This is a genomic window from Leucobacter albus (assembly GCF_039528015.1).
GTDB classification, from domain to species: Bacteria; Actinomycetota; Actinomycetes; order Actinomycetales; family Microbacteriaceae; genus Leucobacter; species Leucobacter albus.
Genome location: NZ_BAAAKZ010000003.1, coordinates 857,302 through 884,048 on the forward strand (window position 1 = coordinate 857,302; position 26,747 = coordinate 884,048).

Annotated in this window: 14 protein-coding genes; 6 read left to right on the forward strand and 8 right to left on the reverse strand. The window is 67.1% G+C overall.

Annotated features, from left to right (window positions below):
• Window positions 1-54: 54 nt before the first annotated feature.
• Together ABD115_RS07585 and hisD are read right to left on the reverse strand one after the other, a co-directional pair.
• The gene (locus tag ABD115_RS07585) at window positions 55-1,002 is read right to left on the reverse strand and encodes an NUDIX hydrolase (protein ID WP_343959802.1); all 948 of its coding nucleotides are present in this window, start codon (window positions 1,000-1,002) and stop codon (window positions 55-57) included.
• Between the two features lie 298 nt (window positions 1,003-1,300).
• On the reverse strand, window positions 1,301-2,611 hold the full coding sequence (hisD, locus tag ABD115_RS07590) for a histidinol dehydrogenase (RefSeq protein ID WP_343959804.1): 1,311 nt from the start codon (window positions 2,609-2,611) through the stop codon (window positions 1,301-1,303).
• 77 nt (window positions 2,612-2,688) lie between these two features.
• Here hisD and ABD115_RS07595 point away from each other — a divergent pair, with 77 nt between their 5' ends.
• Window positions 2,689-3,333 (forward strand): TetR/AcrR family transcriptional regulator, encoded by a 645-nt coding sequence (locus ABD115_RS07595; RefSeq protein WP_343959806.1) that lies wholly within the window; start codon window positions 2,689-2,691, stop codon window positions 3,331-3,333.
• 9 nt (window positions 3,334-3,342) lie between these two features.
• Here ABD115_RS07595 and ABD115_RS07600 read toward each other — a convergent pair whose 3' ends face one another.
• The 6 genes from ABD115_RS07600 to ABD115_RS07625 form a co-directional block, all read right to left on the reverse strand.
• Complete coding sequence (locus tag ABD115_RS07600; protein ID WP_343959808.1) at window positions 3,343-4,773, reverse strand: APC family permease; 1,431 nt, start codon at window positions 4,771-4,773, stop codon at window positions 3,343-3,345.
• 255 nt (window positions 4,774-5,028) lie between these two features.
• Complete coding sequence (locus ABD115_RS07605) at window positions 5,029-6,459, reverse strand: type II toxin-antitoxin system HipA family toxin (RefSeq protein WP_343959810.1); 1,431 nt, start codon at window positions 6,457-6,459, stop codon at window positions 5,029-5,031.
• Between the two features lie 32 nt (window positions 6,460-6,491).
• A complete protein-coding gene (locus tag ABD115_RS07610) occupies window positions 6,492-6,785 on the reverse strand; it encodes a helix-turn-helix domain-containing protein (protein WP_343959812.1) in 294 nt (97 codons plus the stop codon).
• 70 nt (window positions 6,786-6,855) lie between these two features.
• Window positions 6,856-9,129, reverse strand: coding sequence for a preprotein translocase subunit SecA (locus tag ABD115_RS07615; protein WP_343959814.1), 2,274 nt, complete (start codon window positions 9,127-9,129; stop codon window positions 6,856-6,858).
• Window positions 9,130-9,329: 200 nt separating this feature from the next.
• Complete coding sequence (locus ABD115_RS07620; RefSeq protein WP_343959816.1) at window positions 9,330-16,763, reverse strand: DUF5979 domain-containing protein; 7,434 nt, start codon at window positions 16,761-16,763, stop codon at window positions 9,330-9,332.
• Window positions 16,764-16,861: 98 nt separating this feature from the next.
• On the reverse strand, window positions 16,862-20,218 hold the full coding sequence (locus tag ABD115_RS07625; protein ID WP_343959818.1) for a DEAD/DEAH box helicase: 3,357 nt from the start codon (window positions 20,216-20,218) through the stop codon (window positions 16,862-16,864).
• A gap of 360 nt (window positions 20,219-20,578) precedes the next feature.
• Here ABD115_RS07625 and ABD115_RS07630 point away from each other — a divergent pair, with 360 nt between their 5' ends.
• From ABD115_RS07630 to ABD115_RS07650, 5 genes are all read left to right on the forward strand, one after another.
• Window positions 20,579-22,945, forward strand: a complete 2,367-nt coding sequence (locus ABD115_RS07630) for a hypothetical protein (protein ID WP_343959821.1) — start codon at window positions 20,579-20,581, stop codon at window positions 22,943-22,945.
• 170 nt (window positions 22,946-23,115) lie between these two features.
• Window positions 23,116-24,183, forward strand: coding sequence for a heme o synthase (gene cyoE / locus ABD115_RS07635; protein ID WP_343959824.1), 1,068 nt, complete (start codon window positions 23,116-23,118; stop codon window positions 24,181-24,183).
• Window positions 24,184-24,272: 89 nt separating this feature from the next.
• Window positions 24,273-24,596: a thioredoxin family protein gene (locus ABD115_RS07640; RefSeq protein WP_343959826.1), complete on the forward strand. Its 324-nt coding sequence runs from the start codon at window positions 24,273-24,275 to the stop codon at window positions 24,594-24,596.
• A 301-nt stretch (window positions 24,597-24,897) separates the two neighbouring features.
• Window positions 24,898-25,989: a GNAT family N-acetyltransferase gene (locus tag ABD115_RS07645; RefSeq protein ID WP_343959828.1), complete on the forward strand. Its 1,092-nt coding sequence runs from the start codon at window positions 24,898-24,900 to the stop codon at window positions 25,987-25,989.
• A 10-nt stretch (window positions 25,990-25,999) separates the two neighbouring features.
• Window positions 26,000-26,518: a GNAT family N-acetyltransferase gene (locus tag ABD115_RS07650; RefSeq protein WP_343959830.1), complete on the forward strand. Its 519-nt coding sequence runs from the start codon at window positions 26,000-26,002 to the stop codon at window positions 26,516-26,518.
• Window positions 26,519-26,747 lie beyond the last annotated feature (229 nt).

The window sequence follows — 26,747 nt, forward strand, 5'->3', positions numbered from 1 at the left end:
GAAGTGGGTATGTGAAGTAGGGGGTGTCTGGGGGCGCGCGGTTCAGCGCTTGGGCTACTGCGGCGGCTGCGGTGTCTGCGCGCCGGTGTCGCTCAGCCGGTAGAGCCGCGCCGGGCGGTGCGCCCCGCCCTGCTCGAGCCTGCCGGTGTCGACGAGGCCGCCGCGGGCGAGGGCCTGGCGGCGGAAGTTCGCGGGGTCGACGCGCTGGCCAAGCACCGCCTCGGTGACCGCTCGGAGCTGCCCGAGCGTGAACTCGGGGCCGAGGAAGCGGTGGGCGACGGCGGCGTACTCGGTCTTTGCGCGGAGCCGCGCAACCGCGTGGGCGATGATCTCTGCGTGGTCGAACGCGAGCGGCGGGAGGGCGTCGATCGAGAACCAGGCGACGTTCTCGCCAGCAGGCTGCTCGAGCGCGGCCTCGGTCTGACCGGCGGCCGCGTCGCCGCGTTCGCGTGCGGCGAGCGGTGGGAGCGGATCGTCCCAGCGGCGGGGCCTGCCTGGCGCCACAGTGGTGGTGGGCGTACTGGCATCATCGGGCGCTGGTTCGGCAGGCATCGGTGTGGCGGTGTGAGGCGGGCCGTCGATTTCATGCTCACCGTACATCGCCCAGTAGGCGATCGTGACGAGGCGTTGCGCTTCCGCAGACCGCTCGACCCCGCCGAAGGAATACAGCTGTTCAAGGTATCCCGGGTCGCGCTCAGCCGCGGCCCGGAGCGTGCGCAGCGCAGTGTCGGCGAGGGTCTCGTCCCACTCGGTCGGACCACCCGGCAGGGCCCAGTCACCAAGGAACGGCGCCCGGGTGCGGCGCACAAGCGGCAGCCAGATCGTTGGCACGGCAGATTCAGCTGATTCGCGATCGGAGCTCGGATTGGCCCGGAGCTCGGCTCGCTCGACGCCACCGCGTTCAGCATCAAACGGGGGCCGCAGCGCAAATGCGACGACAGAGACCGCGACGGCGGGTGGCAGGTAGCGCCGCTCGGCGACACTTGCACGCTGGTAGTGCATCCTCGCTCCGATTTCTGCTGTGGGGTTGGGCCGCTCGGGGCTGATTTGCATCCCTCGGGAACTTAATCCGCACCGCTCGGCGACTTAAAGTCATTGTGACTTTAACTCAGCATACGCCGCTGCGCCGCGCTGTCAAACTCGACAGCACCAAACCGTTATGAGCCTTGTTCTCCAGTGAGAGCCAAATATCCGCACAACCAGGGGCTGAATGGATTACTTGGCTCCGTGAGGATTGCGCAGGGCCGGCACGTGGCCGCAGCAGGGCCGGCACGTGGCCGCGCCGGCCCGCTCGCGATCGCTACGCGAACCGAGCCGCGATCGCGTCCCCGTGGGCGGGCAGCCCCTCGGCACCCGCAAGTGCGATCGCGTGGGGCGACACCTCCCGCAGCGCCGCCTCCGAGTAGTCGATGAACTGCACGGGGCGCAGGAACGTCAGAGTGTTCAGCCCCGAGGCAAAGCGCGAGGTGCCCGAGGTGGGCAGCACGTGGTTTGATCCGGCGCAGTAGTCCCCCAGCGACACCGGCGACCACGCGCCAACAAACACAGCCCCAGCGTTTCGCACGCGCGACGCTACCTCGCGCGGGTTCGCCGTCATGATTTCCAGGTGCTCGGCCCCGTACCGGTCGGAGATGCGCAGCGCGGTGTCGAGATCGTCGACGAGCACGATCTGCGAGTGGTCGGCGCTGAGGGCGGCGCGCGCTCGCTCCGAGTTCTGGGTGGCGAGAACGCGGGCGCTCAGCTCCTGCTGCACGGCCGCCGCAAGCCGTTCCGAGGTCGCAAGCAGCACGCTCGCGGCGTTCGGGTCGTGCTCGGCCTGGCTCAGCAGGTCGGCCGCGACGTGCGCCGGGTTCGCACTCTCGTCAGCGATCACCATGATCTCGGTGGGACCTGCCACCGCATCGATGCCGACGTCGCCGCGTACAAGGTTCTTCGCTGCGGCTACGAAGACGTTCCCCGGCCCGGTGATGACATCGACGGGCGAGAGCGCGGCACCATCGGCGCTCTCGGGAAGCCCGTACGCGAGCGCCGCGATCGCCTGCGCCCCGCCCATCGCGTACACCTCGGTCACGCCGAGCGCGGCACAGGCCGCGAGTACCGAGTTCGCCGGGAGCCCGGTCTCGCGGCTCGGCGGCGAGACCACCGCGATCGATTCGACGCCTGCGACCTGCGCCGGCACGACGTTCATCACCACGCTCGACGCGTAGGCCGCGAGGCCGCCCGGCGCGTACAGGCCGACGCGCTGCACCGGAAGGTACTCTTGGCGGATCACCGCGCCGGCAGCCAGCTCGGTCGCTACGGCGACAGGCAACTGCGCGCGGTGTCCGGCGGTGACACGCGCGATAGACAGTTCGATCGCGTCGCGCAGCGACACGGGCGCCTCGGCCCAGGCCCGCTCAAGCTCCTCGGCTGGCACCCGCAGCGCCGCCGTGCGCACGCCGTCGAAGCGCTCGGTGAGGTCGAGTACGGCTGCGGTGCCGCGCGCACGCACGTCGGCAATGATCTCGGCGACGGCCTTGCTCGCGCTCGCGACGCTGGCCGCGGCTCGGGGAATCGCGAACGCGGCCGCGTCCGCGGCTCCGCGAAGGTCGGTGATCTGCATGATGCTCATGGTGTTCCTTTCAGGGGCCGCGCGTGCGGGTCGTAAGCTGGGGTGGAAAAAGACGGTTGCACAGAGCTTGGAGGCTCATGGATTCTGACGCGAGCTTCCCGGCTGCTGGGAAACGATCTGGGTTGGGTCGCGAGCGGCTGCTCGCTGCGGCCCGAGAGGTGATCTCAGAGTTTGGGGTCGAGGGCTTGCGTGTCCGCAGGCTCGCCGCGGCGGCCGGCGTCTCACCCCCGCTGGTTTCGTATCACTACCCCGATCAGGCGACGCTGATCGCGAGCGTGCACAGGGAACTCGTGCTCGACTACTTCGCCTATCGCGAGGGCGCCGCCCGCGCGGCGTCTGGGCCCATCGAGAAGCTTCGCGCCTGCGCGAGGGCGGGGCTGCCGCCCGCCGTTGATCCGGCCCTCGTAGCCCCGCTGTTCGAGCTGCACGGACTCGCCCGCCGCAACAGCGCACACGCCGAGGCGATGAGCGGGCTGTGGCACAGCGAGCACGCACTGTATCTCGGGATCATCGAGGATGGGGTGCGCGAACAGTTGTTCACGCTCTCCCGGCCTGCCGCAGATGTCGCGGGAACGCTGCTCGCGCTTGAGGACGGGCTCGCCCTTCACCTCGTCGGCGACAACGCGTCGATGAGCGGCGAGTGGGCGCTCAGCACCCTGCTGCATACCGCCGCGCTCGAGCTCAGTTGCCCCGAGCTCGAGCACGACGGTTCGCGCCGCTAGCGCTCGCGGCTAGTGTGCGTCGGCGGTTTCGCTGGAATCGGCGGTTTCGCTGGCGATCGCATCGACCTCGGTCGTGAGCGTGCCCGGTCGGTTCGGCAAGAACAGGCCCGCAACGAAAGCGAGCACGAGAATCCCGCCCCAGATGAACGCCGGCACAATCCCGCCGACGAGGAACGGCAGGTTCCACACCGAGATCCCGAGCACGAGCAGCAGGCCGATGCCGCCGAGCACGGCCGAGACCGTGACCCAGGTGGACGGGGCGTCTGTGCCGCGGTGGGCGCGACCAAAGGCGATCACGGCGACGCTCGTGAGCGTCATCATCCAGATCACGCCTACGGCACCAGCGCCCGAGTACCAGGTGTAGATCTGGGTCACAGGGTCGAGCTGGGCGAGGGCGGAGACGACGACAACGACCGAGGTGATGATGCTCACCCAGAGCGATGCCCGCGACGGCGCGCGATGCTTCTCGTGCACGGTCGCGAGGTTTGCGGGGAGCACGCCGCGCTGGCCGAGGGTGAACAGGTAGCGGGTGACGATGTTGTGGAACGAGAGCATGCACGCGAACATGCTCGTCACGACGAGCACCTGCACGATGTCCGCGACGATCGGCGCGACGACGGCCCCCGCAAGATCGATCACGACCTGGTCGGGCGCTGCGGTCGACGCGGCGACCGCGTTGTCAACCCCGAGCCCAGCGATGACGAGCCACGCGGAGAAGAAGTAAAGTGCACCGACCGAGAACACGGCGATGTACGTCGCTCGTGGGATCGTGCGGTTTGGGTCTTTCGCCTCGTTGCGGAACACGGCGGTCGCTTCAAAGCCAAAGAATCCAAGGAACGCGAAGAGCAGCCCCAGGCCCGGTGCGCCGACGAGTGCTTCCGAGGGAATAAGCGGCGTCACCGAGAGCTCGCTACCTGAGAACAGCACGCCGAGGTCGATCGCGAGCACCGCGATCACTTCGAGCACGAGCACGACGCCGAGCACCTTTGCCGAAAGCTCAATGTCGCGGTAGCCGAGCAGGCCGACGATGACGAGCATCACTGCTGAGACGATCCACCACGGCGGCGCGAAGCCAACCGAGCGATCGAGCAGATTCACCGTCTGCACGCCGAGGTAGCAGGTCATCGAGACAGTGAGCAGCACGTACGAGAGCATCGCGATCGAGGCGGTGCCGAGGCCAGCGCGGCGGCCGAGCCCACGGTGCACGTAGGAGTAGAAGGCGCCCGCATCAGGCACGCGCGGCGTCATCCAGGCGTATCCGACCGAGAACAGCAGCAGGATCGCCGTCGCGACGAGGATCATCGTCGGCGCGCCGACGGAGCCCGAAACGGAGATGATGAGCGGGAAGTTGGCTGCGACGACCGTGATCGGCGCAGCCGCCGCAATGACCATGAAGACGATCCCGGTGACTCCGAGTCGACGGTTCAGCGTGGCACTCAAAGCGCCTCCTTTGTGATGACGAGAACATGCGTGGTGAACGCGTCAGGCTGGCATCGCTGCCGCCATCCGCGCTGATGATGAGTGAAGGCCTGGCGAACCGACAGCCTGCGGTCATCGCAACCCAAAACTCAGCGATGAGCGTGTCCCCCGGACCTTCTCATCTCACAATAAGCTGCGAGCTCAAGCATATCCTGATCATTTGTTAAGTCGCGTCCGGGATTACGGACAGGCGCCTAGCCGGTGCCTTCGTGGCACTCAGCGCTTCTTCCGCCGGAACCCCTCCACCCGCTTCCCTCCACGGGCATGGGGGCGCACCCAGACGGTCGGCGCAGCGTGAGATCCCAGAGAGTCGGGGGCGCCAGAGCTGTCACGCTCCGGGCCTGACACTCGCCCCGACTCCAGATGTGAAGGTCGGGCGCCGCCGAGATCGACAATTGCCCGGTTGAGCCCCGTTTTGCCTGCGATCCGGGCCGCATGACCCAGTTGATCCTCGTCGAACGCGACCGACATGCGCGCGATTTCAGCAACGCTGATCCCCGTGTCGGTGGCGACGACCGGCCACTGCTTCACCGCGGCAACGACCTGCCCGATGAGCCCGGCGCCTTCGTCGGCCCGCAGCCCGTACGCTGCCGCGCTGTTGAACAGGTTGCGAATATCGCGGGCGCGCGGATCGTCACCCGCCGTGATCGGGCGCGAATACACGACCCCGCGCGAAGGTGAAGGGTTGATATCAAACGCTGGGCTCAATCCCCAGCCGACCGAGTCGCGCAGGAACCCGTGATTTTTCCAATGATCATCGACGTTGTTGATCAGCACGGTGAGCGCGACCCGTTTGAACAAGTCCGCCCCCTGCTCCCGGCGACCCGGGACCAGCACCCCCACGGTGTCGGCAAGGTGCTCATAGGTCACGCTGCCGTGATCTTGCTCGCCAAGTTCCATCGCAGTGCGCGCGGAAATGTACCCAAGTCGCTGACCCTCAGACCCGCGATCAAACCGGTCGAGAACCAGACTCGACTTTTGCTCACCGACACGGACGAGCTTCCCGCGCTGCACGTTGATCCCAGCGAACGAGGCGAGCCGCATTGCGACGTACTCCCAAGCCTCCGCATCGATCCCGAAATCACGCTCCGACGGGAGCTTGATGATGCGAAGTCGGCCCCCGAGGGAAACTGACACCTTTGGTCGTGCGCCCCCGATCGAGGATCCGGGAGCGCCGAGGAGCTCCAAATCTCGATCTGTCGCCTGGTGCTGTTCGAAACGCGCAGCAGCCGCAGCGATCTCGTCAATGTCAGATATTCCGCGCTCAGTGAGTTTCGCTACCCCAAGCCACGGGCCGGCAGGTATGGTGCGAAACCTCACCGATCCCAGTCGCGTCGCATCGCTCGCCAGCGCGAGGTAATCAAACTCCCCGATTGGAGCTCGAGTTCCTGCCTCGCGCGCCAAATCGGCTTGGATTAGCCGTCGCCCCCAGTCGTCAGGCATGAGATCTTCGAACGCACCAAAAATCTTTCGGTCTTCCCCGGACTGAAACGTTCCAGCGCGGAGCGGGAGCTTCGGATCCAGGGCATAGGCCCCCGGGTTCAGCAAATAATCGCGGTCGTACGCAAAGCGCGTGCCCCCGAGCGAACGTCCCCCGTAGAAGCTCGCACTCAGACGCCCTGCGACCACCGTGTTGTCGCCGAGCACCACCCCCACCTCGAGGTCGTTCTGCAGGGCGATCATGACGATCCACTGGCCATTCGGTAGGCGAGCGCCCGCCCGGCATCAGTGCCCAGTGGGTCGGCGGAGGCGACGAGATGCTCAGCGAAACCGAGGGCTGCGACCACGGCCATGACAGAGTCAAAGCGCGGCGACCCCACGCCGTCTTCCACGGAGCGAAGGGTCGCCCGCGTGACATTGGCCCGACGCGCAAGCTCCGAGGCACTGAGCCCCTGCAATTGCCGCCACGCACGAATGTGCTCGCCGAACTGGGCAAGTTGCCTGTCGCGCGACAGCGATGACCGGGTGACCATCACGCCTCCTAGTAGTTGCTATCTATAGATACCAAAATACCCCAGAGTTGCTACCTATAGCTAGCAATTACTATGGTTTGATCTTCAGCAGCCGCTGCATCCCCCGCACGGCCCGATCGCTCTTGGACCCGAGCGGATTGTCGATGAGCATGTACGTCCACGTCGATGACGGTCGCCGCACGGCCGCAGCTACCGAAGCGCCAAGATCGTCGGGGTCGAGCAAGCGAAGCTCACTCACAACCCGCTCGTCGAGGGTGGCGAAGAAGCCGTCGAATTCTTTGAGCGCCTGCAGGTGGAATGCATCGGTCGGGTGCTCGCCGCCGAGCACCCGCAGGTGAATGCCGTCGCGGAGCTCGCTCAGCAGCTCGAGGTGCTCGCTCCAGAGCTCGTCGAGTTGCCACAGCGTCACGTCGCGGCAGGCCGCCTGCGCCGCCGCCTCGCCCGATCCGCGCACGAGACCGGCGAGCAAGTCGGCGTCGTGCCGCCCGACTGCTGCAGCGGCGGCGCGGGCACCGGTTGCGCCTGCGCCGCTCAGAAGAATCTCTTCCCGGTATTCGAGTACCGTGCGACGCTGCCGCGAGATCGCGAGACTGTATTCCCAGGTCGCCCGATGCTGATCGAGGCGAATCGCCTCAGCGATCTCCTGCGAGGTCGCCGCGATCTTCGCGAGCGCGTCGGAGCCGAGCGGGGCGGTGCCGAGCGCACCGCTGCCGAGCCTGCTTCCGGATCGCGCGAACCTCTGCCGCAGGTACCCCGGCGCATTCTCGGCGACCAGATCATCGTCCATCGACAGAAACACCCGTGTCGAACCCGGGTCTCCCTGCCGGCCGGCCCTGCCCCGCAGCTGGGCGTCGAGCCGGCGCGACGGGTACATCCCGCTGGCAAGCACGCTCAGCCCGCCGGCTGCGACCACTTCACGCCGGTGCTCCTCCGCCGCCCCACCCAGCCGAATGTCGGTGCCGCGCCCAGAGATTTGGGTCGAGATTGTGACCGCGCCCGGTTCTCCGGCCCGAGAAATCACCTCCGCCTCGGCTTCGTCGTTTCGGGCGTTGAGTACCCGCGCGCTGACGCCAGCCGCCGCAAGCAGCGAGGCGATCTCCTCCGACTCGTCAACGGACTGCGTACCGACAAGCACCGGCCGGCCCGTCGAATGGCACGCACCGACCTCACCCACGATGGCGCTGAGTTTTTCTGCGCGAGTGAGCAGGCCGACCGGCGGGTGATCCACGCGCGCGTTCGCCGCGGATCGCTCCACCCGGCCCGTTCGAATCCCGTAGAACTCCTCGAGTTCGCGCGCCACGGCAACCAGCGTGCCGCTCATGCCAGAGCGATGCGCATACCGACCCAGTAGCTCCTGCACGGTCAAGCTGTCGAGGATCGTTCCGGGGCGCGACGCGGCGAGACCCTCCTTCGCTTCGACCGCGGCGTGCAAGCCGTCGGGCCAGCGCTGCATTCGGGCGATCCGCCCCCTGCTTGCACTCACGAGCTTGACCGCGCGATCCATCACCACGTAGTCAACGTCGCGCTCGGCGATCGCGACGGCCATGAGCGCGACGTTGATGCGCGAGAGCCGCGCGCCGTCAGAGCTCCCGTACAGGTCTTCGCCGCCGAGCGAGCGTTCGACTGCTTCGAGGCCCCGGTCGGTGAGAAAGGCGGTGGATCGGTGCTCGTCACACTCGTAGTCCACCCCGGGGGTGAGCGCCATCACAATCGCGACTTCTTCACCGAAGTCTTGGCCGGTGCGCTCGGTCTCGCCCGCGAGCACGAGCGGCGACACCGCCTCGTCGATCATCACGGCGTCGGCCTCGTCGACGATCACCGCGTCGAAGTCGATGTCGAGGCGCTCGGACGCTGCCCAGGCGATCCCGTTGCGGAGCACGTCGTATCCCACCTCGCTCACCGGGGCGTAGAGCACGTCGGCGCAGTACGCCTCGCGTCGATCCACGTGGGCCGTGCCCTGGCCGATCGCGGCGACGGAGACACCGAGCGCGTCGAACAGCGGCCCCATCCACGCCGCGTCGCGCCGTGCGAGATAGTCGTTCACCGATAGCACGTGGGCACGTCGGCCGAGGAGCGCGAGCCCGGCTGCGGCCATCGCTCCCACGAGGGTCTTGCCCTCGCCGGTATCCATCTCGACGCCGTGCCCAGCCAGCAGCGCTGCCGCCGCCGTGAGCTGCTGGGGCGTCGGCGTGAGCCCGAGGGCATCGCTGCTCGCGTCAGCGATCGCGGTGAGCAGCTCACGGTGTTCCCCGCCGGCTAGCCGAGAAAAGCTCACCGCCCCGGGCGCAGCGATCACGCGGCGCAGCCAGACTGGGAGCCGATCGGTGAGCGTGAGGAAAGCCATACCGGCACTGTATACGCTGCGGCTGGGCGTGCAGCAACGCTGCGACACGGAGTGCTGCGCCCTCGCGCCGCACTCGGTCGAGGCAGCGCCCAGCGGGGTCGCCGCGGCAATCGCAGCGAGTTCTCGCCAACGAAAAACGGGCGGCACTCCCGAAGGAGCACCGCCCGCTGACGTTCCGCGCAAGGCGGGGCTATCGAGCCCTACTGGTCTTTCCTCGACCGGCGCACTCGCAGCACCACGAGCGTTGCGCCGAGCAGCAGCAGCGCGACCCCACCGACGATCAACCCAGTCTGGGCCGAGCCACCGGTGCCGGGAAGCCCGGGCTCGCCCGGCGTCGGCGGCACCGCCGGAAACTCGTTCACGACGGTGAGCTGCGTCGCAGCCCCGGCGGCAACGGTCACGGCGCCGACCCTGATGTCGCCGGCGTTCGGCGTGATCGACACCGTGGTTCCACCGCCGGTGCCGGTTTCGCGCAGCTCACACTTCGCGCCGACCGGCAGCTGCTCGTAGCTCGCGGTCAGACCGTTCTGCTTCGACAGCTCGCGGTCTGCGCCGCCCGGGATCTCGATCGCTGCGGCGACGCCGCCGCGATCGACGGTGCACTCAAGCGATACGGTGAACACCTTGTCACCAGCGAGGCTTGCGCCCGCCCCGGTGAGCTCCTTCTTTACGGTGAGGCCACCGAGGTCGAAGGTGTTGATCACGCGCAGCTGCGCGACCTCGTCCACTCCGATAACGATCGGCTCGGTGATCGGCGCGCCCTCGGCATCGACGATCTCGCTCGTGGTCGCGCCACCGGTGTTGGTCTCGGTGAGACCACACTCAGCTCCGACAAGAAGGTCGGAGTAGTCGCCTGCGAAGCCGTTCTCCGCGGTGAGCTCGCGCTCGGCACCACCGGGGATCGACACGTCAGAACCGTCGAGCGTGCAAGCGAGCGAGACCTCGAACGGGCCTGCACCCCAGAGCTCGGCACCGGCACCCGTGATCTCCTTCGCTACGTGCAACACGCCCGCGTCGAAGAAGTTCACGGCTGTGAGTTTCACGGTCTCGGTGTCGCCGATGGTGATGGGCCCGGTGACGGGCGCCCCCGCGCCGTCGACGAGCTCGGTCGCGGTCGCGCCGCCGGCACCGGTTTCGGCGATGCCGCACTCGGCGCCTACCGGCAGCTTCCCGATCGAGAGCTTCTTGCCTGCTAAGGCCTCGGCCTTCGTGAGCTCGAGCGTCGCGGAGTAGACCTCGTTGCCCTCGAACGTGCAGAGCACGTCGAACGAGAACTTCGTCGCGTCAGACACCGCGCCGGCCCCGGCACCGGCGAGCTCCTTGGAGAGCTCGATGGCGCCGACCGGCATCGTGTTCGTGAGCACGAGCTCGGCGTTGTTCGCCGGCACAGACGCAGCGTCTTCGGTGACCGTGATCGTCCACGAGCCATCCTCGTTCTGCGGAATGGTCGTGTCCCCCTGCTTCAGCTCGGCTGAGCCGCCCTTCGCGTCGACCTCGGTGAGCTTGCACTGAGCGCCAATCGGCAGCTGGTCGACGAGCCACGCGGTACCGCCAGCGGTGAGCTCCGCCGACGCTGGGTCAAGCGCGATCTCCTCGCCGAGGAACGTGCACTCCGCCGCGACCTCGAAGGCCCCGTAGTCGATCGGGTCGCCGGCCTGGTTCTCGGCACCATCAACGCGCTTGGCGACCTGGAAGGAGCCGAGCTCGTAGCGGTTCGTGAGCTTCAGCACGGGCACGTTGGCCTTGTCTCGGCCGATCGTCACGGTGTCATCGGGAATCTCCGAGGAGGTCTCGCCGTTCGCGCCCGGCACCTCTGCGACACGGCACTTCGCGCCGTACGGGAACTGCTCGTCGAGCGTCACCGGCTCCCCGGCCGTCACCGTCACGCGGACGGGCTCAAGCTTCACGGGGCCCTCCTCAGACCCCTCACGGGCGGGCACCTCGCACACCACGTCGACCTCGAAGGTCTCAGGGGCGAAGTGCGCGCCGTTGCCCGTCACGGTCTTCTCGATGGCAAGCGGGCCGCTCGCGAGTGCGACGCCGACGCGCAGGCCCTCGGTGGGCAGCACGCTCGCCTTCGTGGTTCCGTCTGATCCGATCGTCTGCGCGCCGACTGCGACCGAGTTCCACGCGACAGTGTCTGCCGTCATCTTCGGGGCCTGCGCCGGGGTGCGAGTTTCGAAGGTGTACGCGAGGCGGTCGCCTGGAGCGAAGCGCTTGTCGGCTGGGAAGGTGAACACGCTCTTCACGTGGCGCACCGTGGTCGGGTCGACGTCAGGCGTGAGCGCCCTCCAGAACCCGTCGCACTGCGGCGTCTCGGTCGGCTTCAAATCTGCCGTGCACGCCGTGCTGTCGGAATCGGAGTAGAACAGCTCGGGGGTCACGTCGTGGCGGTAGTCAACGCCGTCGGGCGCGGCGCCTTCGACAACCTCAACGTTACCCACCCAGGTCGGCTGCCACTCCGAGTTACGCGGCAACAGCACGAGCGCGCCCTGGTCTCCGACCTTCGGCAGCGAGTCGATCGTCACGACCTTCTCCATCGCCGTCGTGCCGGTGTTCTGCAGTTCCTCGCGCCACGTCTCGATGCCGAGCGGCTTCGTGATCGGAACGCAGCTGCCTACGTAGAAGCCGTCAGGCTCCGAGCCGATTGCCGGCTTGCACTCTGCGACCGAGTTCGGGTTCGCAACAATCGCGGTGCCGAGCTCGGGGTCGTTCGCGCGCACGTACTTCTTGCCGCGCAGCGCCCCGGCCTCGGTCGGGTAGACCTCGGTCGCCGCCCAGCACTCCTTGCTGCCGTGATCTGAAGACGTGAAGTTACAGCTATCGAACTCCTGGTGCGGTGACTGGACATAGAAGCGGTTCTCGAGCGAGTGCTCTGACCCGGCCTCAACTCCCGGCCGGAACATCATGTTCACGGTCACCGTGTACACCTCTTCGGGGTAGAGCACGGTGCCCTCGGGGAACTCGAACTTCACGCCGAAGATCTCGCCGCCCGGAGCAACGGGCTGCTGGTTCTTGCCCAGATAGGTGACCTTCACCTTGCTCGGGTCTACCGGAATCTCATTTGGCCCGTCGCTGTAGACGTTCTCGAGGGCGAAGCTAAAGCGCTTGGACTCCTCCATGTCGGGATCGAAGATCAGCAGCGGCTTCCGATCGGCCTCAACCGGGTTGTCATCGACCGGGAACAGATCCACGATGATCGGATCGAGGATGCCTGCACTCTCGTTCGTTTCAGCGTCGGCGACGCGCTCTGCCGTGTTCGTCGTCTTCAGCTTGAACGGGATCACCGAGCCGGGTGCCTGCGCACCGACCGGGGTCTTCTCGACCGCAACCTCGATGCCCTCCGAGAGGTACGTGTAGCGCACGGTGTCGTCGTCAGACGCCGTCAGCAGCGGCTCCGGCTCACCGCTGCCTGAGTCGGGTCCCTTGAGGTAGCTCTCGGCGTCGGCGTCAACGGTGTTGTGCAGCTCGCCGCCGTGGTTCTTCACTGGCTCGCCGGGCGCGCTAATCTGCGCGTCGGAGTCGGGCACCGGCTCGGCAGGGTTGGAGACCAGGTAGGCGCGGCGCTTCACCTCGAGAGCGATCTTCGCCTCGGGGTTTGCCGGGTTCTCGAACGCGAGCCGCTCGCCCGCGTCGTTCAGCCTGGTGTAGGTGAGGCGAATGCCGCGAATCTTGTCGTAGTCGGTGTTGGGAATATTCGCGAGCAGCGCAGCAGCGGCACCCTCGATCTTGCGATCGACCGCCTTCACGGGCGCGTCGCTCCCCTTGACCCAGCCGTCAACCGCCGGCGGCGTGTTATCGGGGGTGAAGTTCAGCGCACGCCCAAACCCCTGAATGTCAGTTTCGAAGTCGCCGTACAGCACCTCGGCCTGCACGTGTGTGACGGGCGTCGGCACCTCGAGCGTGTCGCCCGTGAAGCCCTCGAAGCTGAATGCGTTCCAGAAGCTCTTCGCCGACGGTGTGCCTGGCACGCGGTTCTCACCGGAATCGGTCACGACCAGCTTGTCGGTGCGCCCGGTGCCCGACGGGCGTGCGGTGAGATCCATGCGAATCGGGTCCCACAGGCGTTGCTCGTACCCCGGCTCCGACTCGTCCCAGATAACGCGCTGGTTGTCTGGCGTGAACTTCTTCGTCGTCTGCACGGCGAGGTCGAACGTGTCGAGGCGAATCTGCGCCTCGTCTGCCGCCTCGACCGAGTGCTCCTGCTCGAGCCCGAGCAGGTCTGTGACGCTGCCGACGGTGCCGTTCTTCACGGGCGAGTCGACTGTGGTGACAGGCTTATTCGGGTCGCTACGGTGCGTCTTGCGCAGCTGGAAGTCGAGCTGCAGCGTCGCCGTCGCCTTGGTCGCGATGCGCCCCTGGTGGCGCAGCTCAACCTTCACGACATCCTTGAGCTCTGCGGGTGTCAGCGCCTTTGCCTGGCCCGGCGTGAGGCCGCCGATGCCAGCTGGGTCGATGATCGAGCCGTCGGCCTTCGTCAGTATCACGAGGGTCTTGTTCGGGTCGCCGCCCGTCACCGGGTGCGGTGCGTCGACGATCGCGTACAGGTTGAAGATCTCGAACGGGCTTTCCTTGCCATCACCCGGATCGATGATCGAGAGCTGGTCGACCTTCTGCTGCGAGGTGTTCGTCGCCTTGATGGTGACGCGGCTCGTCGGGTACGACTCTGCCGGCACGTCTCCCGGCGGAACGCCGAGCGGGCCGCCGCTCCAGCCCTTGGAGACCGTCACGCCGAGCGGGCGCGGCACGATAGTGATGTCGTCGTCATCCTGATCGTGCTCGGTGCCGCCGCCCGGCTGCTCGCCGGTCGCGCTGCCCCAGTTCTTCACGAGGCCGGGCTTGCCGGCGACGTTGAAGATCTCGCTCGCGATCACGGCCTTGCCCGGGTCGCTGCGGCGCACGTCGCGCAGCTCCCACTCGAGGTCGACCTTGCGGTCGCGGCCCATCGACTTCCAGAGGCCCGAGCCTGGCGCTGGCGCGTCAGCACCGGCACCAATGCGCCCGTCTCGGTTCTCCTCGAACACGATGCGCACGGCGGTCGCGTCACGCTGCTCGTCTGCGGTGAGCTCGATATCGCTCATGGTCTTCGTATAGAACGGCTCGGTCGCGTTGGTCGCGCGGACCCACTGGCCACCGATCCAGAGATCAATCGAGGTGATCTTGTCCCAGCCCTCGGCGAAGGCCTTGTCGTTCGTGACAGCCTTTACCTTCACGAGGTTGAAGGCCTCGAAGGTCGTCTGTGCGACCGGGTCGGCCGGGCCAGCGCCCGGCGTCGAGCCGAGGCGGGTCTCGCCGAGTGTCATGCGATCGAACGCGAGGTTTTCGGTCGACCAGTGCAGCCTGGTCTTCGCGTGGTCGCCCGTGCGCTGCACGATCTGCGCGGGGTTGCCTGCGTCGAGCCAGGTCTTCTCGAACAGGTCGTACTCGCCGGGGCGCGGCGCCTTCACTACGAGGTCGTCACAGGCAGGCTCGTCGGTCACGTCTTCGGCGATTGTCTCATCGCCGACCTGAATCGCGCCGCTCGAGGTCGCGCAGTTCGCGAGGGTGATGGGCTCGGGGCCCTGGTGCTGCTCGTCGAGCGTGGCGGTGAAGCTCGGGTTGACGTTGAAGTCGGGGAGCTCGTGCGGTTCGAAGCCAGGGTCCGGGTTCGTGAAGACGAACTGCAGCCCGCCGATCTTGTCGAGGATGTCGGCGGGGAGATCCTTGTTCACGGTGCCCGTGAGCCCGGTGAAGCCTGGGATCTCGATCCACTTGCTCTCATCGGTGTCCCAGTAGCGCACGGTGAGCGTGGCACCGTCGGGCACGTCGGTGTTCGTGATCGCTTCGGGCGTGAACTTGTCCCAGAATGCCGAGTCTTTCGGCGGGCTATTGGGGTCTCCTGGGAACTCGAGCTCTGGGTCACTCACGATGATCTCGGTCGCCGGCGCATTCGAGCCTGGCTTCACGACCGTGGTGGGCAGCTGCACGAGCACGCCCTCGCCCTTGTAGCCCCAGATCTCGCCGGGTGTGAGCTTCTTCTCGGTGGCGATCTCGAGCTTCTTCGCTTCGAGGGTCACCGTGTCATCGGCCTCGTCGGTCGCGGTCTTGTCACCGAAGGTGCCCTCGACCCCAACGACGTTCGTCACGGTGCCGAGCGGCGCGCCGGTCTCGGGGTCAAAGCCCTTCGCGTTTGCCACGGCGGCAAAGTCGATCGTCGTCTCGCTACCAGGCTCAATGGGGCCGGCGAAGTCGAGCTCGAAGTAGTCGAGCGAACCGAAATCTGCCGGCAGCTCGGGGAATGCATCGCCGTCGCCGAGGGTCAGTGGCCCCTGCTGCTGGGGCGCGCCGGCCTTGTCGATGTAGTAGAGCGTGAATGTCGCGGTTGCTGCTTTGGCCGGGTAGGTCACCGCCGAGGTGAATCCCGTGAAGTCGAGCTCCTCAGCGAAGCTGCCGCTCGCTGGTTCGCGAATCTTCAGGCTGTCGAGGCTCACGGCGCTCGTGTTCGTCGCGCCGAGCGTGACCTGGGTCTTGCCACCCTGGGCGAGCTCGTTCGGGTTGAACTGCTTCGCGGCCTCGACCGAGATCGGGGTCGTGTGAATCGTGTAGTCGGCTTCGTTCTCAGCCTTCGCGCTCTGGTCGCCGAGTGCAACTTCGCTCTTGACGGTGTTCTCGGCGGTAAATTTCTCTGTGAGGTTTGCCACCTCGGGGCGCTGCTTGAGGCCGAGCTCGAAGCCGCCGCTCGCGTTTGTAGGGAGCTTCGAGCCATCCGCTGCGGTGAAGGTGACACGGATGCCCTGTGCCCCGGCCGGCGGCGCGTGCGGCATGTCGCTCGCGGAGAGCACCTCGGTTACCCATGTGCCTCCAACCCAGTACTCGACTGTCGCGGTGGGCGCCGCGCCGTCGGGGAAGGTGAGCGACTCGAGGGTCGCCATCTCGAGGTACTCGAACGGGTTCGGCGAGGCCTCGGGATCTGTCGGGTCGGTGAGCGTGAGCGTGTCGACTCCGGCGTTCGACTTGTTCACGCCGTTGACAGTGAGCGTGGTCGGTGTGCCGGGCTCCGCCTGCGCGAGCGCCGGGTCGTAGCCCTTCGACACCTCGGTGCCGAGCTTCAACTCGATCACCGGGGTGACAGCGACGTCGTCGGAGACGTCTGCGGCGTTGTCTGCGTCTGCCGTTGCCGTGTTCACGATCGGCACACCGTTTTGGTCGAACGAGAGGTTGTCGCGCAGCTTCACTTGAATGGTGATGACCGCGTCGGCGTTCTCGAGCAGGCCGGTCGTGCCGTCACCGAGCTCGTCGCCGAACACCACCGTCACCTGATTGCCTGAGACATCGATCGACTCCGCGGTGGCGTTCGAAACCGCGACGCTGCCCTCGACAATCTCGAACTCAGCAGGAATCAGGTCTGACAGTGTCGCGTTGCGGCAGCCGAGGTCGGTGATCGTCGAGCAGCCGAGCTCGATGCGATACTCCATTGTCTCGCCGGGCTTCAGCGTCTCTTTCGAGGCCGACTTCGTGATCTCCAGCAGTGCGTTGTCTTCGGCCGCGAGCGCCACCTGCGGTGTGGCGATGGCCATGCCGAGCGCGAGAGCCGCCCCCAGGCCCCACGCAATCCCGCGCTTGCCAGACCTCTTTATCTTGCGAAAGCCGCCCACACCAGTTCCTATCGCTTAGTGACGCGCCCCAACCACAGTGTTGCCGGGGATGCAATTTGGTCTAAGAGTATTCGATGAATTCCCTGAGCGCACCACCGTTATGAAACTGTTTCCCCCGAGCCTGCGCCCAGCAGGTCGCGAAGGTCGCTCGCGGTGAGCCCGGCCGCGAAGTGAGCTTCGTTGTCGATGACGGCATCGAAGACGGCGCGCTTACGCGCCTGCAGCGCCCGCACTTTCTCCTCGATCGTGCCGAGCGCGATGAGCCGAATGACGTGTACCTGCTTTCCCTGACCAATTCGATGCGCCCGGTCGATCGCCTGCGCCTCGCTCGCTGGGTTCCACCACGGGTCGAGCAGAAACACGGTGTCGGCCTCGGCCAGGTTCAGCCCAACGCCTCCCGCTTTCAAACTAATGAGAAACACGTCGACCCCGCCCCGCCTGAATTGACCAATCACCGAGTCACGATTGCGCGTTGACCCGTCGAGCAGCGCTACCCGCAGGCCCGCCGCCGTCAACCGTTCGCGCGCGAGGGCCAAGAGCGAGGTGAACTGACTGAAGACGAGTGCGCGCCGCCCCTCGCTCGCAAGTGCCGAAGTGTGCTCCGTCAACGCATCGAGCTTCGCAGACGGCAGATCGGCGTAGGTCTCGTCGATGAGCGAGGCGTCAAGCGCGAGCATGCGCAGCAGCGTGAGCGAACGAAGCACGGTGAATCGATGTCGGTCGAGGTCATCGATCAGCCCAAACAGTTTCTGCCGCTCACGCTGCAGGAATACCTCGTACAGCTCCCGGTGCTCGGGAGCGAGTTCAATTTCGAGGAGCTGTTCTTGCCTCTCGGGCAATTCAGCCGCAACGAGCGGCTTGGTGCGCCGCAGCAAAAACGGCCGAAGGCGGCGCCGAAGTTCTTTCGTGCGGTGCGCGCGGAGCGCCGCCTGTGTCTGTGGGCCGCTGCCCGCGCCTATGCCCTCGGAGACACCCGGCGCCGGCCGCTCGATCGCCCGCACGTACCGCTCTTCAAAGCGACGCGCCGAGGGGAAGAGCCCGGGGGCGACGATGCCGCAGATGGCGTGCAGTTCGCGCAGCGAGTTTTCCATTGGTGTGCCGGTCACCGCGAGTTTCCAGCTGACAGGGAGCTCGCGGGCAAGCTCGTTGCCCTGCGCCTGAGCATTCTTGACGAACTGGGCCTCGTCGAGAATCAGGCCGGCGAAACCACGCTCAGGGTCTGCCGCAACGCTGCGGTACTCCTCGAAGTCGAGCCGAAACAGTGCGTAGCTCGTCACGATGATGTCGGCCACTGCCGCATCAGCTGAGACAGGTCGGCGCGAAGCGCGCGAGGTCGACGAACGCACGCTCACGCGTAGCCCGGGAACGAACTTTGCCGCTTCAGACGCCCAGTTCGTCATTACCGACGTGGGCGCGACCACGAGAAACGGCCGCCGCTCCACGCTAGGCACCGCTCCAAGCGGGGCCGGCGGCATGGCCCCCGACCCCGCCTTCGCATGCGCGATCAGTGTCAAGCACTGGAGCGTCTTGCCGAGCCCCATATCGTCGGCGAGAATGCCGCCGAGACGGTGCCGCCAGAGAAACGCCAACCAGTGAAACCCCTCGAGCTGGTAGCTTCGCAGTTCGGCGCGCACACTGGCTGGCACTGGCACGGCCACCGGCGACTGCTCCCCCACCTCAGCGATCAGGGCCCGCCACTGAGTTGCTGCCGGCGACTCCTCAGCGAGATCCACAAAATCCGCCCAGCGCGGCACTTGGTGCCTGGGCACCGCGAAGCCGGCCTCCCACTCAGCGAGGTTCTGCGCTTCAGCGATGAGCTCTATCAGCGGCGTAAAAGTCGGGTGGTTGAGCTGCAGATAGGTGCCGTCGACGAGCAGTAGCCTGCGCTGGTTCGCCGCAAGCGCGCGAAACAGTGGCCGAAACGGCACCGTTCGCCCGTCGACGACGACAAGCACCCCCATGTCAAACCAATCCTCGGTTTCGCTCGGCACCGCTGTGATTTGCAGCTCCGGGGCGCCGCGCAGCTCGCGGTATGTTGGTGGCGACCCGGTCTTGTGCACCTCGATGCCAGGCAGCTGCTCGAGCTGCGGTAGTACCTCGGCGAGGAACACGGCCGCCTCGGCGTCGCGCAATTCCACCTCCGGTGGGTGCGGATCCACGAGCCAGACAGGCGGTATCCGCTCGTCGTCGCCGAGCTGCGGAGGCAACGCCTCTGCGAGCGGGGCGCGCGATTCGGTGTGCCACCTGAGTGTGAGGCGGTGCCCGCGGCGCCACGCCGCGGTGAGCACTGGCGGGTCAGCCTGCGGCTTAGGGAGGGCCACAGACCCGTCTGAGCTCGACAGCTCGAAGCGTGAGCGCAGCGCCCGCACACCGACGTCGAGAAATGCCGCCCGTTCGCGCTCCGGCACGGTGATGGGCCACCCAGCCCCGCCCGCCGCGAGCAGCGCGGCGAAGTTCTCGCTGAGCCCGGCTGGCACGGGAGCCAGCCGCACGGTGCTTGCAGTGCTGCCGCCCGATCCGCTCGTGTCTGCTCGTTCGACGACATAGAGACCGTGGCTGGCAGTCGCCCCAGCCACGCGCATCGAGGCTCCTGCTGGGGCGGGAGTGCCCGCCCGAGCCTGCCCCAGGGTGGTCTCGGTCGATGCAAGCTGCTCCCCCGGCAGCGCGACGGCGTCGCCGTCGAGGAGCAGCAGCGGCGCGACCCGAAGCCCCGGCGGGAGCGGCGTTTCCGCCGTGCTGCGCCCGGCGGCATCATCATCGCTATGCTCGCCGCCGACCGAAACAACATCGAGGGTGAGTTCCGCCCGCTCGTGCAGCACAACCTCGCTCCGCCTGTCGGCCATGGCGAGCGCGATGCCCAGTGTCTGTGCCTGCGTGAGCATCGCCCAGAGTGCCGGGCTGACGAAGTCGTCAAGCAGCACCCACTGCGGGTCTTGGCCGACGGCGAGCGGCTCGGCCGCGCGGTGCAGCGCGTGAAACTGCCGAAACCAGCGCTGCTGTTCGGGGTCGAGTCGGAGCCTGCTGCCGTGGTGCCCGATGTTGGCCCAGGTGAGCGAACCGCGCGCCCAGCCGCGCGCAGTGCGCATAGCGGGCCGCGTCGCAAGCCTCACCACCCCGGTACCGGGCCGCTCCTCGCCCGTGCGCAGCCGACCAACCGTGGGTAGCGCCCGAGACAGCGGCCCGTTCCAACTTTCGCTCGACCGAGGCATGAGCTCGCGCAGCTCGAACAGCAGCCCGAGCTCGGTGAGTTGCTCGGGTTGCTCTTGCTGCGCGGGCCGCACCGAATGCTCGGGCCGCCCAGCCTGGGCGGCTTGCGCCCCAGGGTTTGGCCATCCGTTTTGTCCGGTTTGTTCGGTTAGCGGGTCGAATGCTACAGCGCCCAAGTGCTCGCCGAGCACCCCCGCGAGCTGCGCGCGCCAGCCCGCCGGTTGTTGCTCACGCGATTCAATGCCCATGATGCCTCAATCGTAGAAGCAACCGCCGACCTTCGTGCGCACCTGCCCAGCCTCACGTGCCCTTGCTCGGGTGCGTCAGCGACACTAGCCTGCTAGGTGAGCACACCTGTGGCCCGCCGGGCACCGTTTTTTCGTGTGTGCCACCTGAACGCCGGGAGGCCACGCGCAATGACGCACGACAACAACGCGGGCTGGGCGCCCCCTGGAGGGCAGCAACCCACCCCCGATCCCGCTTCGCCACAGCTCGACTTCCCGCCGCCCGCAGCTCAGCTCCCCGGCCCGGCAATGCCTCACGTGGCGCAGCCGGGCGCTCAGTTTCCCGGCCCGAGTGAAGCTCCCGCGAGACCGCCGCGACGACGCATGAGCACGCGCGCGGCACTCATCGCCTCGGTCACCGCCGCCGCGCTCCTCATCGGCGGCACGGGAGCCGCGCTCGCGGCGACCGGCACGCTCTCGAGGTGGATCCCGGGGCTCGCAGGCCAACCCGCTGACACGGCTGCCGGCCCGCTGGGATACACCGACGACGGAACCGCCCCGCGCAGCTTCGCCGACGGCGTCGAACTCGCGTGGCGCGTGGATTCCGACGCTTTTGTCACGCCGAAGACCGGGCCCGATACCGCCTCCTCGTGGCTCGGCGGCCACTTCGACCGCGCCACCATCGGGCTCGACTCGCCGTTCTACCCCGCCGCAACGAAGAACGCGGTGATGTTCGTTGCCCGTGGCGTCGATTCGAAGCTCGTGCTGCTCGACGCTGCCGACGGCACAGAGATCTGGTCGACGGAGATCCGCCAAGGGCATGCGAACTGCGCTCCGGCCGCGGAGCGCGTCGAGCGATTCTACTGCGTCGCCGCGGGCGACGAGGGTGAACCGTCGGTGCTCTGGGAGGTGACCGCCTCGGGCGAGGCGACGAGCACCGAGGTCGCCCCGGGCCTCAGCCGCGTCGCCACCTCCGCTGACAGAATCGTGCTCGCCTCGATGTTCACGGCCCGGGGCGAGGCGAGCGCCGTTGCGCTCGATCTCGACGGTCGCGAACTCTGGTCGAGCGACAACCTGCACACGGGCGGCTACTACGGCATCACGATCGCCGGCGAGCGCACCCTGCTTCGCTCGGGCGGCAGTTGGACGCTGCTCGACGGCACCGGTGCCACCGTCGCGACGGGCACGGGGGCGAGCGTGTACGAGGGCGGCGACGGCAGCTGCGACGCGCTGCTCACCCCGGGCGGGCACCTCGTTGCCGCGTCGACCCCCGAACGCTGTGACACGGTTACCGGGTCGGTCGTGTGGGGCGGCGGCCGCGACATTCTTGACGTGCACGCGGTGACAATTGATGGCGAAGACGCGATCGTGAGAAGCAACGCAGAGTCTGGCACCACAGTCAGCACGTTTGCCGCCGACGGCTCGCTCGCTGAGCTCTGGAGCGACCCACGCGGTGGTGCCTTCGTCGGCGCGACTGGGGGCGAAGGCTCGGCGCTCGTGGTGCGCGGCAGCGACAGCTCCCACTCGTTCAGCGCGGCAACGGGTGAGCTACTGGCGGAATGGTCGCAACCGGAGTTTGGATTCGAGGCCGGGTACCGAAGCGACCAGCTCTCAGTGCCAACGCTCGATCTCGTGCTCGACGAGCACGGCACCTCCGTCTCAAACGGCGCGCTCGTCGATGTCACCACCGGCGGCACGCTAGGAGCGCTTGCCTACCCCACCGACGCGCACGAGGCATGGCTGACCTATGCGGGCCTGCTCGTCACCGAGCGAGGCTGCCCCGACTGCTCAACCGCGGGCGGCAATGGCAGCGATAGGTTTCTCTCCCTGTACCGGCCGATAGATTCCGGCGGTTCGGGATCCGCCGCCACGGCAGCGCTGCCCGCGGGCATGCCGCAGTGCCCCGACCCGACCGTGCTGCTCGCCTGGGCCGAGTACACGAACGGCTGGGTGCTCGTCTGCGGCTACGATGCGACGACCCCGGCGTTCGTGCAGGTCAGGCCGGCAGACGGGTCGGCCGACATCTTCTCGATCGGCGCGAAATCGCCAGCGAGCAAAGAGGCCCTCGCAGCCTGCAAGTGGGACCCAGACACGCGCCGCATCACCGCGACCCTCACCGACGGCAGCCGCATCGTGCTCGACTACGACCTCGGCACGCTCAGCGTGGTCGACGGCAGCGGCAAGACAACGCTCGCGCAGGAGCGGTTCGTGCGGTACATCTTCGTGCCGCTCGGCTCACAGCTGCGCACGCTCGCCGACACCGCCGGCACCTCCGGTGCCTTCGACGTCAGCTCGCCAGACGACACCGCCGAAGACCAGGTGCGCTACCTCATCGAGGTCTTGGAGCGCGCCTACGAGGGCAGGGCCCTCGTGAAGTCGGCGCTCCCGAAACTGCAAAACTGTACGGCATCGGCCGGCGGCTACGCCGACTCCGTCACCGCGATGGAGCAGGTGCGTGACAACCGCGCCAAGTTGCTCGCCGCGCTTGACGCGATGCCCGTCGATCTGATCCCTGACGGCCCGGCATTGCTCGACGACCTGCGCGAGGCGATCGCGCAGTCGCACACGGCGAACCAGGAGTATGTTGCCTGGGCAAAGGCCGCCAATGCAAGCGGTTGCGCGCAGCTTTCCGCCGCAGGCAAGGCTGCTGCGGTCGCCTCCGACGCCCCCAAGGAGCGCTTCGCAGAGCGATGGAACGCGAATATTGCGCCGAAGTTTGGTGTGCGAAGCGTCGACCCGTGGTTTATCTGACTCGCACCGCACGCGGCGAGCATACGCACATCTGGAAGCGGGTATATTTGAGGGTGAAGTCTGCGGCCTCTCGGCTACGGCGCTCGGCACCGCCAGCGTTGCAGACGCGCCGCACCGCACGCGGCAAGCCGCAGCCAACCGGCTCAGAGGCTTAGAAAGGCCAGATCTGCATGCCCACGAGTGGGTTCCCCGAAGAGAACACCGAGCTGCCGAGCGACCCCGGAACCGCCCGGCGTGACCGAGAGACCGCCGCCCGCGAAAGCGCCGCCGCGCCGGAGTTCGCTGAACTCGCCGACGCCGCCGTGTTCTCCGAGCGCAGCCGCGGCACCGACGCGAAGATTGCCTCGCGCGCCGACGGCGACTCGTTTCGCGCCGTAGCCGCGCGCTATTACTCGCTCACCAAGCCGGGCGTGCTCTATGGCAATGTGCTCACGGCCGCGGCCGGCTTCTTGCTCGCTGCTGGGGTCACGCTGCACTTCGATGCGCTGCTGTTTTTTGCCACCATCATCGGCACCACCTTCGTGATCGCGTCGGCGTGCGTGCTCAACAACGTGCTCGACCGCGACATCGACGACCGCATGGAACGCACGAAGAAACGCGCGACGGTCTCGGGCAGCATCAGCGTGCGCGGTGCGGTGATCTTCTCGATCGTGCTCTTCGTGCTCGGCAACGCCGTGCTCGTGCTGTGGACGAACTGGCTCGTCGTCGTCACGGGGCTCGTCGGCTTCTTCACCTACGTTGTGCTCTACGGCATGCTCTCGAAGCGCATGAGCGTGCACGGCACGCTCGTCGGCAGCATTTCGGGCGCCGCCCCGATATTCGCGGGCTACGTTGCCGTCACCGGCGCCGTCGACGCCGCCGCGATCTTCGCGTTTCTCGCGATCTTCTTCTGGCAGATGCCCGAGTTCTACTCGATCGCCGTGTACCGCCGCGACGAGTACGCGCGCGCCGGGGTGCCAGTCATCACCGTTGTGCACGGCATTCCCGCCGCGAAAGTGCAGATTCTCATCTACGCAATCGCCTACGGTATTTCGGCCGTGGCGCTCACGTTCCTCGGCTACACGGGGTGGATCTACGCGGCTGTCATGGGGGCGCTCAGCCTCTGGTGGGTCGTCATCGGCATTCAAGGCTTCCGTGCGAAAGACGATAACGCCTGGGCGCGGCGCATGTTCCGCTTCTCGCTCATCATCATCATGGCGTACAGCCTGATGATCGCGGTCGGGCCGCTGCTGCCGTAAGATGCCATTCCCGCAAGAAATTTCGACTTCGCCCCTCGCCGCAGTGCACGCTGGTCTCTGAACACATCTTCAGAGAAAGCGAGGGGCGCATGCCCACTTTTCACGCGAATGCCACGACCCTTCAGGCGGCCCTCAACGAAGGAGGCCCCGTGCTCATTCAGTTCTGGGCTGAGTGGTGCGCACCGTGCCGGGCGATGATTCCGATCGTTGACCAGTTTGCGCAAGAGCACGAGGGTGAAATCTCTGTCGCCCGCGTCGACATTGACCAAAACCCCGACCTCTCCGTGCAGTACCGGGTCACCGCGGTGCCGACGTTCGTCATCGCCCGCGGAGATCGTGTCATTGAGGCCTTCTCAGGGGCGATGCCGCTGAAGCCCTTCACGGCGAAGGTGCAACAAGCGCTCGCGGCGTAGCACGGGCTCCCGAGAGGCGATCCCGGGCGGGGCGCGCGTCGGCGCAGGCGCAGCACAGGCCCGGGGGTGTTCTCTAGGGAGCGTTTCCGGGGGCGTTTCCGGGAGCTTGCTGTGAAGCTGGTTCCCCAGCTCGCGCCAAGGGCTGGCAAAGCAATAGGCTCAGAAAAACAATGAGTTGGACACCAGTACAACTTCGCGGGCGCGCGGGTGCATCCTCACCCCACCGACCGCCACACCGCTGCGGCCGCCGTTCACCCGAACTGCGGCCGCAGCGTTTGCCCCTATCGAAAGGTTACGAGCCATGACCCAAACGCCAGCCGCGTCACCCGAACGCGACCAGATCAAAGCCGACACGGAGCCCCTTCGCCCAATCTCGGAGCGACTCACTGCGCCGCCGCGCATCGCGGCACCCGTCGCGCTGCACGGCCTCACCTGGCGCGAACTGCGCCACTCAGACCTGACCGCGCTGCTCGAATTCGAGCGCGCCGTTGACGAGGCAGACGACCCAGATGCCAGCACCGACGCTGAAGACCTCGAGGAGCGTTTCGACACCCCCGGGTTCACACCTGCGACCGACACCATCATCGCGCTCACCCCCGGTGGGGCGATCGTCGCCTACGGTGAGGCGTACCTCGAGGCGAGTGGCGAGGGAATTGTCACCGCGCATATCAACGGGCGCGTGCACCCGGAGTGGCGCCGCAAAGGGCTCGGCACGCAATTGCTGCGATGGCAAGCGCAACGAGGCACCCAACAGCTCGCCGCTTCGCCCTTACAACTGCCCGCAATGATGAGCACCCTCGTCGGCGAGCACGCCGCTGGGCAGCGCGCGCTCTTCGAGGCGGAGGGCTTTCGACCCGCCCGCTGGTGGATCGAAATGGAGCGTGATCTCGAGGAGGCCGTGCCGGCTCCTGCGCTCGCGCCGGGGCTGCGGGTTGAGCCATTCACATCACAATGGTCGGGGCAGGCCCGCCTGGCGATCAATGAGTCGTTTCGCGACCACTGGGGCAGCCAGCCGACGTCGCACGACGAATGGGACGACGCCAAGCAAGCGGATGATTTCAGGGCGAGCTGGAGCGCGGTGGCAATCGCCACGCACGCCGACGGCACCGAGGAAGTCGTCGGCGCAATCACCGTCGAGGGCGACGAAGACGAGTGGGAGTCGTACGGCTACCGCTTCGGCAACGTCGACGAACTCGGTGTCACGCGCGCTTGGCGGGGTCGCGGCATTGCGAGCGCGCTCCTGAGCAGCGCGATGCGCGCGATGCGCGCCGACGGGGTCGAGCGCGCGACACTCGACGTCGACAGCGACAGCCCCACCGGCGCGAACGCGCTCTACGCGAAGCTTGGGTTTGCCGAGACCGGGCGCTCCGTCACCTACGCAAAGACCTTCTAAAGGAGAATCAATGAATGCCACAGCCGCGATTCGGCGAGCGACTCCGAACGACGCGACGGCGGTGCTCGCGCTGTTCGACGCCGCTATCGCCTGGTTCACTGAGATTGGAAACACCGAGCAGTGGGGTAGCGAACCGTGGTCGACTCAGGAACGGCAGGTCGCGCGTATCGCCGAGGCCTGCGACTCCCCCGACTCGTGGGTTCACATCACCGAGCGCGGAGAGGTGAACGGCTTCCTTGTGCTCGGCGACGCCATGCCCTACGTACCAGCCCCTGAACAGCCCGAACTCTACGTTCGGGTGCTCATCGCCTCGCGCGCACCACACGCCAGAGGCGTCGGCCGCCGGCTCATGGCGTTCGCCGACGACCGCGCGCTGGCCGATGGCGTGACCGAGCTCAGGGTAGATTGCTACCGCGGCGGCTCCGGGGCGCTCGTCAGATACTACGAGTCGTGCGGGTACGAACGCACGAGCGTGTTCGATGACGGCGGGTGGCCCGGCCAGGTGCTTGCGCGCAGCCTAGCGCGGTAGCTGGCGCTCCGCGCCTGGAGCGGTGTTGCCATCGGGCTGCACGCCGGGATCGCCCTCGGAGCTGAGCTGTGCCCGCCGAGAGCACACACGCCCAACATCACCGCGCGGCCCGGTCGGTAGGCTCTGAGATCTGTAATCTGCAGAAAAACGGCCAAAATGCGGGGTATCGGCCAAAACGTGTGGATGGAATCTTGATCTAGCCGCATGATCACGCGCTAAAACAGGGATT